The organism is Frankia sp. R82 (genome assembly GCF_023716925.1).
Taxonomy (GTDB): domain Bacteria; phylum Actinomycetota; class Actinomycetes; order Frankiales; family Frankiaceae; genus Frankia.
In genome coordinates this window covers 32,637-48,162 of record NZ_JAMQQG010000028.1, presented here as the reverse complement: position 1 = coordinate 48,162, position 15,526 = coordinate 32,637, and the positions used below count along the sequence as shown (strand labels likewise).

The 15,526-nt window shown below is 70.4% G+C and carries 11 protein-coding genes; 7 read left to right on the top strand and 4 right to left on the bottom strand.

The window, feature by feature from the left end; translation table 11 throughout:
- Positions 1–722: 722 nt before the first annotated feature.
- The 4 genes from ND747_RS08210 to ND747_RS08195 all read left to right on the top strand — a co-directional run bounded on the left by ND747_RS08210 (position 723) and on the right by ND747_RS08195 (position 4,882).
- The gene (locus ND747_RS08210; RefSeq protein WP_251732882.1) at positions 723–1,277 is read left to right on the top strand and encodes an SAM-dependent methyltransferase; all 555 of its coding nucleotides are present in this window, start codon (positions 723–725) and stop codon (positions 1,275–1,277) included.
- Between the two features lie 124 nt (positions 1,278–1,401).
- Positions 1,402–1,947 (top strand): large conductance mechanosensitive channel protein MscL, encoded by a 546-nt coding sequence (gene mscL / locus ND747_RS08205; RefSeq protein ID WP_251732881.1) that lies wholly within the window; start codon positions 1,402–1,404, stop codon positions 1,945–1,947.
- A gap of 175 nt (positions 1,948–2,122) precedes the next feature.
- Positions 2,123–2,629 (top strand): pyridoxamine 5'-phosphate oxidase family protein, encoded by a 507-nt coding sequence (locus tag ND747_RS08200; protein ID WP_251732880.1) that lies wholly within the window; start codon positions 2,123–2,125, stop codon positions 2,627–2,629.
- Between the two features lie 1,785 nt (positions 2,630–4,414).
- Positions 4,415–4,882 carry a LuxR C-terminal-related transcriptional regulator gene (locus ND747_RS08195; protein WP_251732879.1) on the top strand — a complete coding sequence of 156 codons (468 nt, stop codon included), beginning with the start codon at positions 4,415–4,417 and terminating at the stop codon, positions 4,880–4,882.
- Positions 4,883–4,981: 99 nt separating this feature from the next.
- On the opposite strand, the gene ND747_RS08190 is transcribed toward ND747_RS08195, so the two are convergent.
- Positions 4,982–6,328, bottom strand: coding sequence for an NtaA/DmoA family FMN-dependent monooxygenase (locus tag ND747_RS08190; protein ID WP_251732878.1), 1,347 nt, complete (start codon positions 6,326–6,328; stop codon positions 4,982–4,984).
- 706 nt (positions 6,329–7,034) lie between these two features.
- Between ND747_RS08190 and ND747_RS08185 the strand changes: the two genes are divergently transcribed.
- From ND747_RS08185 to ND747_RS29275, 3 genes are all read left to right on the top strand, one after another.
- On the top strand, positions 7,035–7,529 hold the full coding sequence (locus tag ND747_RS08185; protein ID WP_251732877.1) for a carbonic anhydrase: 495 nt from the start codon (positions 7,035–7,037) through the stop codon (positions 7,527–7,529).
- 103 nt (positions 7,530–7,632) lie between these two features.
- The gene (locus tag ND747_RS08180) at positions 7,633–8,196 is read left to right on the top strand and encodes a trans-aconitate 2-methyltransferase (protein ID WP_251732876.1); all 564 of its coding nucleotides are present in this window, start codon (positions 7,633–7,635) and stop codon (positions 8,194–8,196) included.
- A gap of 72 nt (positions 8,197–8,268) precedes the next feature.
- Positions 8,269–8,394 carry a hypothetical protein gene (locus tag ND747_RS29275; protein WP_285900177.1) on the top strand — a complete coding sequence of 42 codons (126 nt, stop codon included), beginning with the start codon at positions 8,269–8,271 and terminating at the stop codon, positions 8,392–8,394.
- Here ND747_RS29275 and ND747_RS08175 read toward each other — a convergent pair.
- From ND747_RS08175 to ND747_RS08165, 3 genes are all read right to left on the bottom strand, one after another.
- On the bottom strand, positions 8,373–9,404 hold the full coding sequence (locus ND747_RS08175) for an N-acetylmuramoyl-L-alanine amidase (RefSeq protein ID WP_251732875.1): 1,032 nt from the start codon (positions 9,402–9,404) through the stop codon (positions 8,373–8,375). The genes ND747_RS29275 and ND747_RS08175 overlap by 22 nt on opposite strands.
- A 262-nt stretch (positions 9,405–9,666) precedes the next feature.
- Entirely contained in the window at positions 9,667–13,299 is a 3,633-nt protein-coding gene (locus ND747_RS08170) for an MMPL family transporter (protein WP_251732874.1), read from the bottom strand.
- Positions 13,300–14,619: 1,320 nt separating this feature from the next.
- Positions 14,620–15,489, bottom strand: coding sequence for a LuxR C-terminal-related transcriptional regulator (locus tag ND747_RS08165; protein ID WP_251732884.1), 870 nt, complete (start codon positions 15,487–15,489; stop codon positions 14,620–14,622).
- Between the last annotated feature and the right edge of the window lie 37 nt (positions 15,490–15,526).

The window sequence follows — 15,526 nt, the reverse complement described above, 5'->3', positions numbered from 1 at the left end:
GCTCATCCGCCGTCAACTCCACCTGACCATTTTATCTCACCTACCCGAGTAAATTGAACAGAATCACGCGACACTAGCGGGTAGGTCCGAGAGGGCGCATCGATGCAGGTCGGCCGGTATCTGACACCCACCCAAGCAGGCCAGGAATCATGCCGCAATTGGCATCCTATCTAACCGTGGGAGCTGGCAGAAGCGGTCGACGGAACGCGCCCTGTTGGCGGTAGAGGATAGTCCGGTTAGCTTTTATTTGCCGCATTTCCGCCGCCGGTTCTGTGAGGTGCCGTGGTCGATCCGTCCCGCGTCCGTCCGTCCCGCGTCCGCCGTCCTGCACCCGCCGATTCGTGCGACGATCGACCGCAAACAGAGGACAGGCCACCGCAGGCCGCCGCGGAGGACACGGGTGGGAACGGCGCCACAGTGGTGCCGGACGCCGACGGACCGAAGGCCCGCCCGGCCGGGGCGCAGAACGCCCACAATGCCGAATCAGACGCCGACGCGGTGGCGCGCTGGCTGGCCGAGACGCTTGCCGAGGCCCCGCCCGTCCCGCCAGCGGTCGCCACCCTCATCGCAGGCGTGCCCGGCGCCCGCCCGCCGCCTAACCTCCCAAGCAGGACCACCGTCGTTACGCGCCCAGCACACCGATATGTGCGCCCACCGTTGCTCACGGCAGTTCCGGCACGCGAACACCACTTGCCATGTGCAACCAAGGGATGGTACCGATCGTGCTCACCCATGCCCGGGCCCTGCTGACCGGGACCCGCCAGGGCCGCACCGCCTACCTCGATGTCGACCTGCGCGACACCGACCGCATCCTCGCCGCTCCCGAGCTGCACGAGACGCTCGACCTGTCCCGGCCGGTCGCCCTGTCCGTCATCGCGATCTTCCACTTCATCCCGGACAGCGACCGGCCCCACGACATCCTGGCGCAGCTCGTCGATCTGTTGCCGTCGGGAAGCTACGTGTCACTGACGCATCTGACCGCGGACTTCGACCCCGACATGCGCCACGTCGAGAGCACCTATCTCTCCCGCGGGATGCCGATGCACCTGCGCACCCGGGCCGAGGTCGAGCGCTTCCTCGACGGCCTGGAGATCGTCGAGCCGGGCCTGCAGGTCGTCCACCGCTGGCGTCCCGATCTCGCCGAGCAGTCGACGTCGGCGCCGTCCGCCGTCACGTTCGGTGAGGAGAACTCCGCCGCCCGGACGTCGGCCATCCCCCTGGCCGAGCTGACCGACGCCCAGGTCAGCATCTACGGAGCGGTCGCCCGCAAGCGCTGACCGGGCCGATGTCACCGCAGGGGCACGGACGGGCCGTCCACCAAGTCACAAAACGGGTTAGAACCTCTCTTGACGGTCATAACGGACGGCGTCCGATGAGCCTCAGGGTCGAGGAGATGGTCTGGTGGGCGTGCGCAGGGTGCGCGAGGTCAGGGTGCGCACGGTCGTTGATCGTGGCCGGGGGGTCGTCGCACCGTCGGTCCGGGTGATCCGGCCGGGGCTCGCGGGCTTCCGGAAGTTCCTGATGCGCGGGAACGTCATCGACCTCGCCGTTGCGGTGATCATCGGAACGGCGTTCACCGCGGTGGTCAAGGCGATGGTCGACGACCTGCTCACGCCGCTGATCGCCGCGGTCGGCGGGAAGCCGGACTTCGCCAACCTGTCGTTCACGATCCATCACAGCAGGTTCCGCTACGGACTGTTTCTCAACAGCCTCGTGACGTTCCTGTTCGTGGCGGCGACCGTGTACTTCATCGTCGTCCTCCCGATGACCAAGGCCGCCAAGCTACGCACACGCGGCAAGCCGGAACCCGCGGCGGCCCCGGTGATCAGCGACGAGGCGCGCCTGCTCACCGAGATCCGGGACCTGCTCACCACCGGTCACCCAGCCCGACCGGACGGGCCCGAGCGGGCCGGACGGCCCAGGGAGGCGACGACGATCGACCCCTGACCGGCCACCCGGCCCCGGCCTACGGTCGAACCGGACGTCGTCGAACGGCCTCACCACCCCGCCATTCTGGCGCAGGGCGATGCGGCGCAGTGCGGTTGCCGTGCGGTGCCGTGCGGCGCGATGTAGTGCGGTGCGGCGGTGCGGATGCCCATCCAGCGGACAAGGGGAACACGCGATGACATCGGCGAACGTGGGCGGACGCGGGACCACGACGAGCAACGGCGAGATCATCACGAGCGGCCGGGACGCCACGGCCGTCACCCTGGACCATGCTGGCGGCGGGGTGCTACCCGCGGCAACCTGCCTGTGGCTGCTGTCCGGTGAGCAGGTGGGACGGGTGGCGTTCCGCGCGAACGGCGAGATCCTGGTCCTGCCGGTCAACTACGTGCTGGACGGCGAGGCCATCGCCTTCCGCACCGCGGCCGGGTCGAAGCTCGCTGCGGCCCTGGACGAGGACGCGGTCGGGTTCGAGGTGGACGGACACGATGCGGCGGTCCGCGCCGGCTGGAGTGTGCTGATCAACGGACGCGCGGTGGAGGTCAAGGACACCCAGACGCTGGCCCGGCTCGAAGCCACCGGACTCGCCCCCTGGGCAGACCGGATCGACCATCCGCACTGGGTCCGTATCCAGCCCGAGACGATGACCGGACGCGTCGTCGCCCACTCCCAACCGACCGCATAAACCCAGAAAAACCGACAATAATGGGCAGTTTCCGCCGTTAGCCAGAACACGGTCATAAATCACCCTTACCCGCCAGATCACAGCGAACCAGTCGCCACTGAACGGCCAGATTCGTCCACCGCGGATTCCGTTGCCGAGCCACTCCCCCTCGCCATCGGACGGCCACGCGCACCGGCCCGAGCGAGCCGGACCGGGCCCAACCCGGCCCGGCATCGAGGATGCGTCCCAGCACCTGGCGTCCAGGACCAGGTCCTGCGTACAGAGCCGGCCCGCACCACACGCAACCCACTACGCACCACGCATGACCAACCACGCATGGCCCATCAGGCACCACGCATCCGCACATCGCCCGGCGCAGCCCCACGGATCACCTATGCAGGCCGCTCAGACCTCCATCGGTGGCGTCGGGCCTCCGGGCGCCGGGTGGGAGGACGCGTTCCAGCCCGGTCCGGGCGGGCAGCCCGGCCGGTGCTTCCAGGCAGGCCTACGGCCGAGTGAAAGCTACGCGAACATATCCGCGAAAAGCAGTTCTTCCGACCTGACAGCCCAGCCTTCCCGTATCGACAGATGACTTCAGACCGCCGGTATATCTGCCTTCATCGACCGATCCGAAGGCCCACCGAAAAATCTTGTTCGACGGTCCACGATAATGTCCGAACGATGCCGGCGGAACCTTCCCGCGAGACTCGCCGATACCTTCGGGTCCGTCGCACCAGGTCGGCGCCGACTATTCTGGCGGTCCGCCAACAGGAACTTCCCACCGTCGGCGGCAGGCCGTCCATGAGCAACCGGCTTCGCCGGAACACGGCAACCTGATACGGCAGGCAGAGCACGTGTATCCAGGCGTGCCGGCATCCTCCACCGCGACCGGGTAATACGGCCGGAGCCCTGCGCCGACTGCACCGTGCCAGCCCCACCCCGTGCCAGCCGGGTCGGAACGAGCTGCGTCGAGCCGGACTGCGTCGAGCCGGACCGCGGCCGACCGGGCCGCGTCGAGCCAGCCAGGTGGCCCAGGAGTGCCGCAGCGTGCCCGTTCAGGCCTGACGCGGTGTCCCTCTGGCCATGCCTGGCCGGCATTCTGGCACGTCCGGGATGCACAGTCAGCCCGGGCCCGGGAGCTCGGCCAGGAGCCCGCACCAGAGATGCGGGTGCGACGCCTCGGATCCCGGCCCGGAAGCCGGGGACCCGGACCAGGGGTGCGGCGTCAGGGCCCGGCGGACAGGACGCAGCAGGCGGTGGACGGAAGGCGGGGAGCGGGGGCAAAGGCTCCGACCGGGGCCGGACGCCCGTGCAGATGACCGGGCGTCTGCCGGCACCCAAATGAATGCGCATCTGCCGTCCGCCGATTCTCTCGCGCAGCGGATTACAATCCAGTTCCGCACCGCAGACAATCGCTCGTCCGATGGTGGCACCGTCCGGCCTGCACATCTGGGCGGCCGCTCGGGAGTCGCCGCTGGGGCCAGGATCCCACGGTTCATCGACAGTCGGCGTCTGTTTTCGCACATCGACGTACCGGCCATTGACGAAACGGCCACAGCGCGGGATAACCTTTTCGATGTAGCCGACCGCGGTGGACCGGCGAGCATGCACAACCGGAAGGAGCGGGAGTGGCGGCACGCCCACTTCTCCGGCGGGCCGGACCAGCCGCGGTCACCCACAAAGGTGGTGTACGGCTGATCTTAAGTCCGGTCCTCGGACGAATCTGCCGGCAGGGCTACGACGGTCTGCCGACGGCAGGAGGCCGAAGGGGCCGGGCACTCCGGAGTGGACAGGGAGAGGAGCACGATGGCCCCAGTGGTATCGGATCCGGCAACGATGCACGCCCGCCCACCGCGGGCGATGAGCGCCGCCGGCTTCGACCGAGCGTCGGGTCCCCTTACCGCCGACGACCTGCCAACCGACGCGCGGACCCAGAAGGAGCGGGTCCGGCTGGCCCAGATCGAGCTGCTCGAGCTCAGCGCCCAGCTCACCACCCCGCACCTGCGGCGCCGGATCCTGCGCATCTACTCGCTGCTGCGCAGCGAACCGACCGCACCGACTCCCGCCAAGCCCCCGCCCTTCCGACTCACCCTGCGGGAGATGGAAGTGCTCACGCTGGTGGCGACGGGCTGTTCCAACGGCGAGGCCGCCGAGCAACTCACCATCCAGGCCGAGACCGTGAAGACCTACATGCGCAGCATCATGCGCAAGATGGGCGTGCGGAACCGGACCGCGGCGGTGCACACTGCCCGTCAGATCGGACTGCTCGACTGAGCATCACCTGAAGACGCACGTTCCGGCACTCCCTCCAGGCCGGAACGGCCGTCCTTGCCCGACCACCGGACCCTGCCGGACCTCCGGCCTCACGCCCTGCTAGTCGAGGGGCGTGAGGCCGAGGTGGTCACGCAGCGTCGTGCCGGCGTACTCGGCGCGGAAGACCCCCCACTCCTGCAGCAGCGGCACGACCGTGTCCGCGAACTCGTCCAGGCCGCCGGGGGTGATGTGCGGGACGAGGATGAAGCCGTCACTGGCGTCGGACTGGACGAAGTGGTTGATCGTCTCCGCGATCGTGCGCGCCGACCCGATGAACTGCTGGCGACCGCTGACCTCGATCACCACCTCGCGCAGCGACAGCTTCTTGGCCTCGGCCAGCTCCCGCCACGCCCGCACGGTTGCGATCCGGTCGTCGAACATCCGCACGCTCGCCCGCCCGCGGGAGACGGTGTTCTCCCCGGGCAGCGGGTCGACATCCGGCACGGGGCCGTCCGGATCGAAGCTGGTCAGGTCGCGGTTCCAGAGCTGCTCGGCGAACTGGATCGCGGTGGCGCCGCTGACCTGCTGGCGGCGGATGAGCACGGCCAGCTCCCGGGCCTCGGCGTCGGTGTCGGCCAGGACGAAGGTCGCCGCCGGCAGCACGACCAGCTCGTGCGGCGCACGCCCGTACTTGGCCAACCGGCCCTTGATGTCGGCGTAGAACGCCTGGCCCGCGTCGAAGGCGCTGTGTCGGCTGAAGATCGCATCGGCGCTCGCGGCGGCGAACTCACGCCCGGCCTCGGAGTCGCCCGCCTGGAAGATCACCGGCCGGCCCTGGGGGCTGCGCGGAACGTTGAAGTGCCCCTCGATGTCGAAGAACTGGTCGTGGTGGACGAAGGTGCCCGGACCGGGCTCACGCAGGAACCGGCCCGCGGCGGCGTCGGCGAGCACCTCGTCGCGCCGCCACGAGTCGAACAGCTCGAGCGCGGTGGTCAGGAAGCTGCGGGCCCGTTCGTACCGGTCGGACTCCGCCAGGTAGCCGCCCCGGCGGAAGTTCTCACCGGTGAAGGCGTCCCAGGACGTGACGACGTTCCACGCCGCCCGACCGGCGGACAGATGGTCGAGGCTGGCGAACTGGCGGGCGACCTCGTACGGCTCGTTGAACGTCGAGTTGATGGTGCCGGCGAGCCCGAGCCGCTCGGTGACGGCGGCGAGCGCGGCGAGCACGGTGAACGTGTCCGGCCGGCCGACGACGTCCAGATCGTGGATGCGCCCGTTCTGCTCGCGCAGCCGCAGGCCCTCGGCGAGGAAGAAGAAGTCGAAGCGGGCCCGCTCGGCGGTACGGGCCAGGTGCACGAACGAGTCGAACTCGATGTGACTGCCGGCAGCGGGATCGCTCCACACCGTCGTGTTGTTCACCCCGGGGAAGTGCGCCGCCAGGTGGATCTGCTTGGTCGGTCGGCTCATGAGGTCCTCCGTGACAGCGTCGATGTCCGTGGCAGCGCAAACTCGGCGACAGCGCAAACTCAGCGACAGCGGCTGGTGGAGGTTCGGCAGTAGTCGATGCAACGGCGGCACGTCAGAACGGCGGAGGCGCGCACCCTTCGACTCTGCGAGGCCACCCAGAGCCGGTCAACCCCGCTATATGTGAGCTGCAACACGGGGATATCGGGGGATGCGCGCTGGATACCCCCTCACGACCCGCGGGGAAGTCACCCATGGCGCACCGAGATGTGAGATGTACCACTTCGATCGCCGGTTGGCGGCGTGGGTGCCAACGTGTTTCGGTTCGTGCATGCCGGCTCCGCCGCCGCTCGTCCAGCGACGCCACATCGATCTGCTGCTGATCGCGGGCGCACTGTGTCCCGGCGGGCATCCCGGCCCCATCGGCCACTGAGGCCCGCGACTCCACCCGGCACCTCCCTGCACCCGACCGGCCCTGCACCCCGACCGGCCCTGCACCCTGGTACCCCACATCCCAGAACGCCTCCGGGGCCGGCGTCTCCGCGGGCCACTGTCCGGTTCGCGCAGTCAACGCGCCTGTGCTGGCGGCGGTCGACGTCGTCCGGCACGCCTGCTTCGGGTAACCCCTCTCCGCACAGACCCCGTCCTTCGAACGCTGCCGCCGCGTCGCGTCCTGGCATGCCGGCAGCCCGTCCCGCCTGGAGGCGAGATGACCACCAGCACCGACGCCCTGCTCGACAACGCCACCCGCTATGCGCAGACGTTCGCCGCCGGCGAGCTGCCGCTCCCCCCGAAGCTCGGTGTTGCGGTCGTGGCCTGCATGGACGCGCGGCTCAACGTCTATGGCCTGCTCGGCCTCGCCGAGGGGGACGCACACGTCATCCGCAACGCCGGCGGGGTGGTGACCGACGACGAGATCCGGTCGCTGGCGATCAGCCAGCGGCTGCTCGGCACCCGGGAGATCATCCTGATCCACCACACCGACTGCGGCATGCTGACCTTTACCGACGAGCAGTTCAAGGCGCAGATCACCGCGGACACCGGCATCCGCCCGACCTGGTCCGTCGAGACCTTCACCAACCTTGAGGACGACGTGCGCCAGTCGATCGCCCGGATCACCACCAGCCCCTTCGTCCCACACCGGGACAAGGTCCGCGGCTTCGTCTACTCGGTCGAGAAGGGCACCCTGACCGAGGTCCACTGACCCGCCGTCCGGCCTGCACCGGGCCGGATACCAGGGCCGCGCGGCACCACCGCTCGTCGGAAAACCGGTCGAGTGACGATGCCGCGCGACCTATACTTGTCCAATGAGTGAGACGGAAATCTCATATTCCGAGACGCCGATCTGGGATCCCGCCACCTACGACGCGCAGCGCCGCCACCTCGTCCCGTCCTTCGACCTGCTCTACGGCACGGTCGGCGACCTGGTGGCCCGCATCGACGAGGTCCGCGCCGAGCTTCCGGACGAGGCTCGCGGTGGGGACCAGGAGGCCGTCCGCGGCGGGGTTCGCGGTATGTCCGGTCCGGTGGTGCTGGACCTCGGCTGCGGCACCGGGCTGCTGGCCGCCGCGGTCCTTGAGGCGGTGCCCACCGCCCGACTGCACCTGTTCGACGGCGCGGCACCGATGCTTGCGCAGGCCCGCACCCGGCTGCCGGCCGACCGCGTCGCGGGGCTGACGGTGTCCGACCTCACCGGTGATCTCCCGGCCGGTCCGTTCGACGCGGTCGTGTCGGGTCTGGCCATCCACCACCTCGACGACGCCGGCAAGAAGGCCCTGTTCCGCCGGATCGCCGGCGTGCTACGTCCGGGCGGGCTGTTCGCCAACCTCGAGCAGGTTGACGGGCCCGTGGCCGCGCTCACCCGGCTCTAGGAGGACCGGCACGAGCGCCATGCCCGGGCGTCCGGCTCGGACGACGCCGAATGGCAGGCAGCCCTGGGCCGGATGGCCTTCGACCGGTGCGCACCGCTCGCCGACCAGCTCGACTGGCTCGCGGACGCCGGGTTCACCCCCGTCGACTGCGTGGCACGCGACGGCCGGTTCGCCGTCTACGCCGGCTGGCGCGCCTGATCCGCTGCGACACCGTGGCCGTTTCCGGCCGCCAGCCCGAACAGCCCCGCCGCACCCGGCGGACCCGCTGGCACCGGTGCCGGAGAGACCGGGCGGCCGAGGCCGGCGGCGACATCCCGGCGTAGGCCGGGCAGCAGTGCGTACAGCGCGCCGCCGGGGCACTCCGTTGCCATCCAGTCCCGGTGCCCGCTGATCGTCGGTACCTGTCGGCGGGCACCGCTGAGCGGGTTGACGTAGGTGGCCATGCCGGTCGGGTCGAGCTGATGCCGGCCGGCAAGCACCAGCAGCACCAGCGCCAGGGAACGGCGTGCGGCCGGCGTCGGTGGGCGGGTACGCAGATCGCCCATCAGCGCCACGCCGATGTTGCCGGCGTTGTTCCCACCGACGTGCGCGCCGGTGACCGCCTCACCGTCCTCGCGGTACACCGGGATGGTGTCGGCACCCGAGGCGCGGCCCTCGTACACCGCACCCGCATTGTCGATGAGCAGGTGGTAGCCGATGTCGGCCCAGCCGCGGTCCTTCGTGTGCCCGCGGTAGATGGCCCGCACCGACGCGGCCGGGTCGGCGTCGTCCACCTGCATGGCGGTGTGATGGACGGTGATCACCTGTCCCGGTGAGAACGTCACCGACCACGGCCTGCCGGTGCGCGGATTGATCCGCCATGACTCGTCGGCCCCCCACCCGGCCCGCGGGACATAGCGCACTCCCAGCAGTGGCAGGGATCCCGGTGCTGGCGGCACGGCTGGTGCTGGCGGCACGGCCGATCCTGGTACCACGGCTGGTGCTGGTACCACGGCTGGTGCTGGTACCACGGCTGGTGCTGGCGGCACGGCTGGCGGTGGCAGCGCGGCAGCTCCCGGCACTCCCCCGGGCGTCGCCGTCTCGGCCCGGGCGGGGGACATCAGCCCGAGCATGTCGGCGAGCATCCCGCCAGCTCCGGCGCCGGCCAGGCGCAGAGCGGCCCGACGGTTCAGCACGGAGCGGTTCGGAAAAACGGGCAGATCGACCACGGCACACCCTCCGAGCCACAGGACGGAAAGTAGGCACGTTACGTCAGATGTAGATCACTCTAAGTAGCGACACTCGAGCATCCTCGGTTGCCTCCACGACGGCGTCCACCATCGAAGGTGACACCTTCACGCGCAGGTTGCGGACCTGCCGTTGCCATGCCGGCAGCACTGCGAACCGTGGTCGCCCAGCCCGGCTCCCGCCGTTCCCGGCGAGCAGCCATCGGACCCTGACCGTGCCGGCCGCTGATCCACAAAAGGCCGACTAGTGGTACGAGTCCGCTTCGATGACGAGTCGCGGGTTCGTGCCGAACTGACCGGGGACGTCCGGCCACCCGGAGATGCCTGCGTGACCGGGGTGACCCGGGACGCCGGACTGTTCGAAGATGAAGCCCCGAGCACCCGCGACGGCCGCAGGTGGGACGTCGTCGCCGTCGTCGCCGGGACGCGGATGGAAATGCCAGGTCGGGGAGCCGGGCGAGCCGGCGGAACCGGGGGAACCCGCGGGCGGGAGTGAGCTGCTCGGCGGTGACTGCTGACGCCGCTGATAGCTGATCTCCATGGTCGGGCGAGCACCGCCGTGGACCTGATGGCGGCCTGCCCTGGGATCACCGACAACCACGTAGCGACCGAGCGCGGAATCGCCGCGCGGCCAGCGGCCGACCACGACCGAACCGTCCGGGCGGCCCTTCCCGCGCGTCCCGGCCGCCCTCTCAGCTGTGGCTCCGCCCACCGAACCGGCGGAACCCCGACCGATGCCGGTGGCCGACCCGACGCCGGGTACGCCGGTACCGGGCCCGTCGCCGACAGCGCCCCCAGGCCCGGTACCGGCGGCCTCGCCGATGAACGAGGCCCCCGTGCCACCGGACGTCAGCGGGTTCGCGGTGGAGGTGGGATCAGCGAACCTGGCGGGGGGCATGGCCGTCACGGGAGACACCGCCGGGGACAGATGGCCGCTCGTGGACGGATGACCGGTCACGGGCGGATAGCCGGTCACCGGCACAGGATCGGTCACCGGCGCAGGGCCAGGCGCGGGCGGAAGGGCGATCACGGAGGAGTGTGGGGTGATCTCGTCCGCAGCGCGGTCGTGGCTGCGGACGAGATCGACCGGCAGTCCGTAGGGAGCTCGTCGGCGCGTGCCGCCCCGGGGCCGAACACCGGTGGGGGGCGGGGCGATGCCGCTCCCCACCGGACCGGTGCCCGCGGGAGCTCCGGCCATCCCGTGGGCGGCGGGGTGGCCATAGGGGCCGGCCGTCGGAGCCGGGGTGTCGTAGGGGCGGCCCCGCGGTTCGTCGTCGTCCTCGCTCAGGCCGAAGCGGTCGTGCAGGCGGCGCAGCGGGGCGGGGGCCCACCAGTTGTACGTGCCGGCCAGGGCCATGAACGCCGGTACCAGAATGGCGCGTACGACGGTCACGTCCAGGGTGATCGCGATGGTGAGGCCCACCCCGACCAGTTTGATCATGCTGATGTGCGAGGTGGACAGGGCCACCATCACCACGACCAGGGCCAGCGCGACGCTGGTGATCAACGGACCGGTGGCGCCCAGGCCGACGGCGACCGCCTCGTTGTTGTCGTCGGTGCGTTTGTACTCCTCCCGGATCCGGGCGAGCAGGAAGATCTCGTAGTCCATGCTCAGGCCGAACGCGATGAAGAACATCAGCACCGGGCTGGTCATCTCCAGCGAGCCGGAGACCTGGAAGTCGCCGACGAGACCGCGCAGATGGCCGTCCTGGAAGATGAACGTCAACAGGCCGATGGTCGCCGCCAGGTTCAGCGTGTTGAGCAGCATCGCCTTGAGCGGGAGCAGCAGGCTGCCGGTGAACAGGAACAACAGCACGAAGGTCGTGACCATCACGATGGCGAACGCGACGGGCAGGCTGCGCAGGATCGTGCGTGAGGTGTCCAGGAAGTGCGGCGCGAGGCCACCCATCAGGGTCGCGAAGGGGGCGGGAGTCGCCTGGATGCTGCGCACGAGTTCCCGGGCCCCCTCGGACACCGGTGACGTGTCGGTCTGCCACACCGACAGCCAGGCCCCACCGTGCACACCGACGTAGCCCACCTGGGCGGTGGGCGCCGCGGCCGTGACCATCCGGCCCTGCATGAACGCACCGGTGACCGTGTCGATGCGGGCCACCCCGGGCAACGCGGACAGCCGCCGGGCATAGTCGGAGAGTTTTGCGGCATTGTTCGGGTCGCGGGCGTCCAGGCCCGGTACGACGATCGGTATCTGGCAGGGCAGGCAGGCGACGAAGTCGGAGCGCATCGCGTCGTTGACGACATGGGATTCCGACGCGGCCGGTAGCACGGTGTCGTCGGCGAGGGACAGGTTCAGGCCGCGCAGCGGCAGCGCGCACAGCAGCAGGACGACCACCGCCGCGCCGCCGAACAGCACCGGCCGGGACAGCACCCGGCGAGCCAGCGCCGTCCAGCCACGGCCAGCCCCGGAGATCACCGCCGTCCCGTCGGCATGGCGGCCCAGGGCTCGCGACTGCAGGCGGGCCTGGCGGCGCCGGCCGAGGCGGGAGCGGGCGAACATCGCCCGCAGGTCGCCGCGGTCGAGCCGATCGCCGAGCACCATGAGCGCCGCCGGCAGCACCAGCAGCGCCGCGACCTCGGAGGTGATCACCACGATGCCGCCGGCGAAGGCGAACGACCGCAGGTAGTCCAGTGGGAACGCGAGGGCGGCGGTCAGCGACAACGCCACCGTCATGCCGGAGAAGAACACCGTGCGCCCGGCGGTCTCCAGGGTGCGCCGCAACGCCGCACCGGGGAACAGACCTCTGGCCTGTTCCTCACGAAACCGTCTCAGGATGAACAGGCTGTAGTCGACGGCGAGCCCGAAGCCCAGGGCCGTCGTCAGGTTCACCGAGAACACCGAGATGTCGGTGAAGGTGCCCGCCAGGCGCAGCAGGGCGAGGCTGGACACCACGGCGACCACGCCGACGAGCACCGGCAGCAGCGCGGCCGCGACCGTGCCGAAGGCATAGAGCAGGACCAGGAACACCAGCGGTGCCGCGGACAGTTCGCCACGTTCGAGATCGGCCCGGCTGTGTTCGGTGACGTCCCGCATGACGGCAGGAGCACCGCCGAAACGCACCTGGACGCCGGGGCCGGTGTGGGCGTAGCGCTTGTGCAGCTCGTCGAGCCGGTCCTGGATGTGGTCCTCGGTGCCGGTGAGCCGGAACACGATGAGCGCCGACCGTCCGTTCCTGGAGCGCAGCAGCGGGTTACCGGAGATCCCGTTGCCCGACCAGTAGGAGGCGACCGACGTGACACCCTGCTCGGCGGCGATCTGCCCGGTGAGTTCCCGCCCGAGGTGGACCGGCGTCGGGCCGTCGATGCCCTCCTCGCCCTCCTCCGCGGTGAGCAGGATGCCGATGTTCGGCGGTGCGTCCGGGAACTCCTCGTCGAGCAGCTGCTCGGCGCGGGTGGACGGGTCCGACTTCGCATAGAAGCCGCCGGTGGCCAGCTGATGGTAGACACCCGCGTTCCACGGCAGCAGGACCACGACGAGCAGGCAGGCGGCGGCCAGCAGCCGGCCGCGGTGCAGGACGGCGATGTCCGCGGCCATGGTGAACATGGAGCGCCGCGACACCGGCACACCAGCCATCGTGGCCATGGTGGCCATCACCCGCGGCGCCGCCGCCCGGCCACCCCGCCCCGCCGGCGCTCCCCGGCCAGCTCGGCCGGTCCGTGCGCTGCGTCCGCGGCGTCCGGTCTGGTCCAACCGCTTCACCGGGACGGTCCGCCCCGACGGCTCGGCCTGGGCGGGCAGGTGGGCGTGCTGTCCGCCGCCCGCGCCGGGCCCGCGCGTCGACTCCGCGGACATCTTCCCCTCGGCGGCCTCCCGGTCGGGACGGGGTTCGCGTTGCGGCGCGGAATCGGCGAACAACGGCATGACGCTCCCTTCGAGCTGCCCGCCTCCGTGGATGTCCGCGTGGACGGCGCGTTGGTGACACCGTCGGGATCACAGCGCCAGCATGGCTGCACGGCGCTGCGTGAAACATCCCGGGTCGCCATTTCGACGCTAGACCCACACGACCAGCCCGAACCCGAAATACCCCCGTTCGAGGGAGGTAACAAGTGGGGGGCGCGGGTTCAGGGCATTCCGTGCCCGGAAATCCCCCGGCAACGGGGAGGACGACCGAGGGGGGCCGGGCCGACCGGCGTATCACTGGCGGGAGGTAATACCGGCAAGGCAATCTCGAAGGTGGTACGGCAATGCCCGGCCGCCGCGTACCGCGCGGGCCGGCCGCACTTGGCCGGCGGCCCGGGTACGCGTACCGCTCGAGGATGTGGCCGGCGTTACGGTACCACCGACCATGGGCCGGCAGTTCGCTCGGACGCATGATGACCGGCAGGAAGTACGGCTTTCCTCGGGCCGGTTCCTGCGTGCACCAGATGTCAAAGGTCTCGTTTGTGGTCCGGCGAACGACCCGGTTGAATCCGGCCGGAAATCCCACGGGAACATCCGGAAAGCCGTCGGTGCAGGAACATCGCAGCTTCCGGCCGACGGACTGGACGTCCCCCTGCCGCGGCCCGATGGGCGCCGCGGCGGGGGGAGAACGGCGGGGGTCGGTGCGGCGGAGCGGGCCGCACCGACCCCACGCTCGCCTGTGCCGGGGGCGTAACGGCCACCGTCCGCGGTACCCCGGGCCCTTGTCCGCCCCACCGGCTGCGGCTGGTCGCCGCCCGGTGCGCCGCCACCGCGGACGGCACGTCATGGCTGTCGTTGCGATCAGGTCGAACGAGTCGGACGCCTTGGCGCACCGTGGGCCGACCGGCCCCATGAACGCGGCTGGCATCCCAGCACAGCCACAGACTGGCCCGCAACCCAGCCCCGACCCCGCAAACTCGGGTGCCCTACCCGGCAGGACCAGGTGAGAGCGCAGGCGCAGGTGGCTCGCGGGGCAGCTGCGGTGCGGCGGTGTCAGCGGTGTCAGGCGGTGCGCGAAGGCGAGTACGTACGGAGTCCGGTGTCGGACGAGATCAGGCCTCGGGCGCAGGCGGGTGGCCGGCGTGACTCGAACCCGCGCGTTCGGATGTCGGAACAGCCTTGGTCCGGCATCCGAATGCGCGGGGCGCGCCCCGCCGGCTCCACACCGGTGCGTCCGCTCCCCACCAACCGCCGACCATCCCGTCGATCACGGCTGGTGACGGTCCGTTCCGGCAGATCAGCCCGTCAGGGCTGGCCCGCCCAGCTGCGGCCGGGCCGTACTCAGGGCAGCATGCCGAGCTGACGCGCGGCGTGCACGGCTGCCGTGCGATTGCGTACGCCCAGCTTGCGCATGATGCTGCGGAGATAGGCCTTCACCGTCTCCGGTGAGACCGTCAACCGCCGGGCGGTCTCGACGTTGGACAGGCCAAGCGCGACCTGTGCCAACACCTCGAGCTCACGTGGGGTGAGCGCGAGCCGGCCGCCGACCTTCGTGTCCTGGTCGAGCAGGCCACGCAGCAGTTCCGACACGCCCCCGATCCGACCCCGCAGCAGCGGGTCGGCCACGTGCTCGGTGACCTCCTGGAGCTCCCGGTAGGCCAGACGCAGACTTTCCTGCGGCTGACCGGGCGAGCGCGGCAGCGGTACCGCGCCCACCGGGCGTGCGGCGCTGAGCGGACGGTGCCCTGGTGGCATCGACTGCGCCAGCGAATCTCCGTGTGTGGCAGCTACGCCCAGCTCACGTTCCATCAGACGAGCCGTCGCAATGGCCGCACGTACGGCGGCCTCGGTGAACGGCACCTCTGTCCGCATGGCTCCATAGAGCACGGCCACGACCGCGCCGCCCATGCTGACCGGTACCGCGAGAATTGCTCCGAACTCACTGCCCTCAAACGGAACGGCAGTCGAGCGAAGAACTCTTCTCGTTGCCGCCGGGTCGTTGATGACGACCGGGCGGCTGTGCCGCACCACCTGACCGCCGATTCCCGTCCCCGGTGGAACAGAGGCGCCGAGCAGACCGCTCGGTGCTGGTCCGTCCACGTTGGTGACGGTCAATCGGCCGGAATGCGGTGCAACTATTCCACCGAATGTGAGATGAGCTCCCGATGAAGCGCGCAGCCGGGCGAGTGCCCGCGGCAGGACCGTCTGCACGCGACTTGGGGCCGACACGTCCACTGTCACGAGCGTC

Bases quoted from the DNA above. Each gene is read 5' to 3' on its own strand.
- ND747_RS08190 (WP_251732878.1), bottom strand. From the start codon at position 6,328: ATGAGCCGACCGACCAAGCAGATCCACCTGGCGGCGCACTTCCCCGGG.
- ND747_RS08170 (WP_251732874.1), bottom strand. From the start codon at position 13,299: ATGCCGTTGTTCGCCGATTCCGCGCCGCAACGCGAACCCCGTCCCGAC.
- ND747_RS08200 (WP_251732880.1), top strand. From the start codon at position 2,123: ATGACATCGGCGAACGTGGGCGGACGCGGGACCACGACGAGCAACGGC.
- ND747_RS08195 (WP_251732879.1), top strand. From the start codon at position 4,415: ATGGCCCCAGTGGTATCGGATCCGGCAACGATGCACGCCCGCCCACCG.
- ND747_RS29275 (WP_285900177.1), top strand. From the start codon at position 8,269: ATGGCCTTCGACCGGTGCGCACCGCTCGCCGACCAGCTCGACTGGCTC.
- ND747_RS08185 (WP_251732877.1), top strand. From the start codon at position 7,035: ATGACCACCAGCACCGACGCCCTGCTCGACAACGCCACCCGCTATGCG.
- ND747_RS08180 (WP_251732876.1), top strand. From the start codon at position 7,633: ATGAGTGAGACGGAAATCTCATATTCCGAGACGCCGATCTGGGATCCC.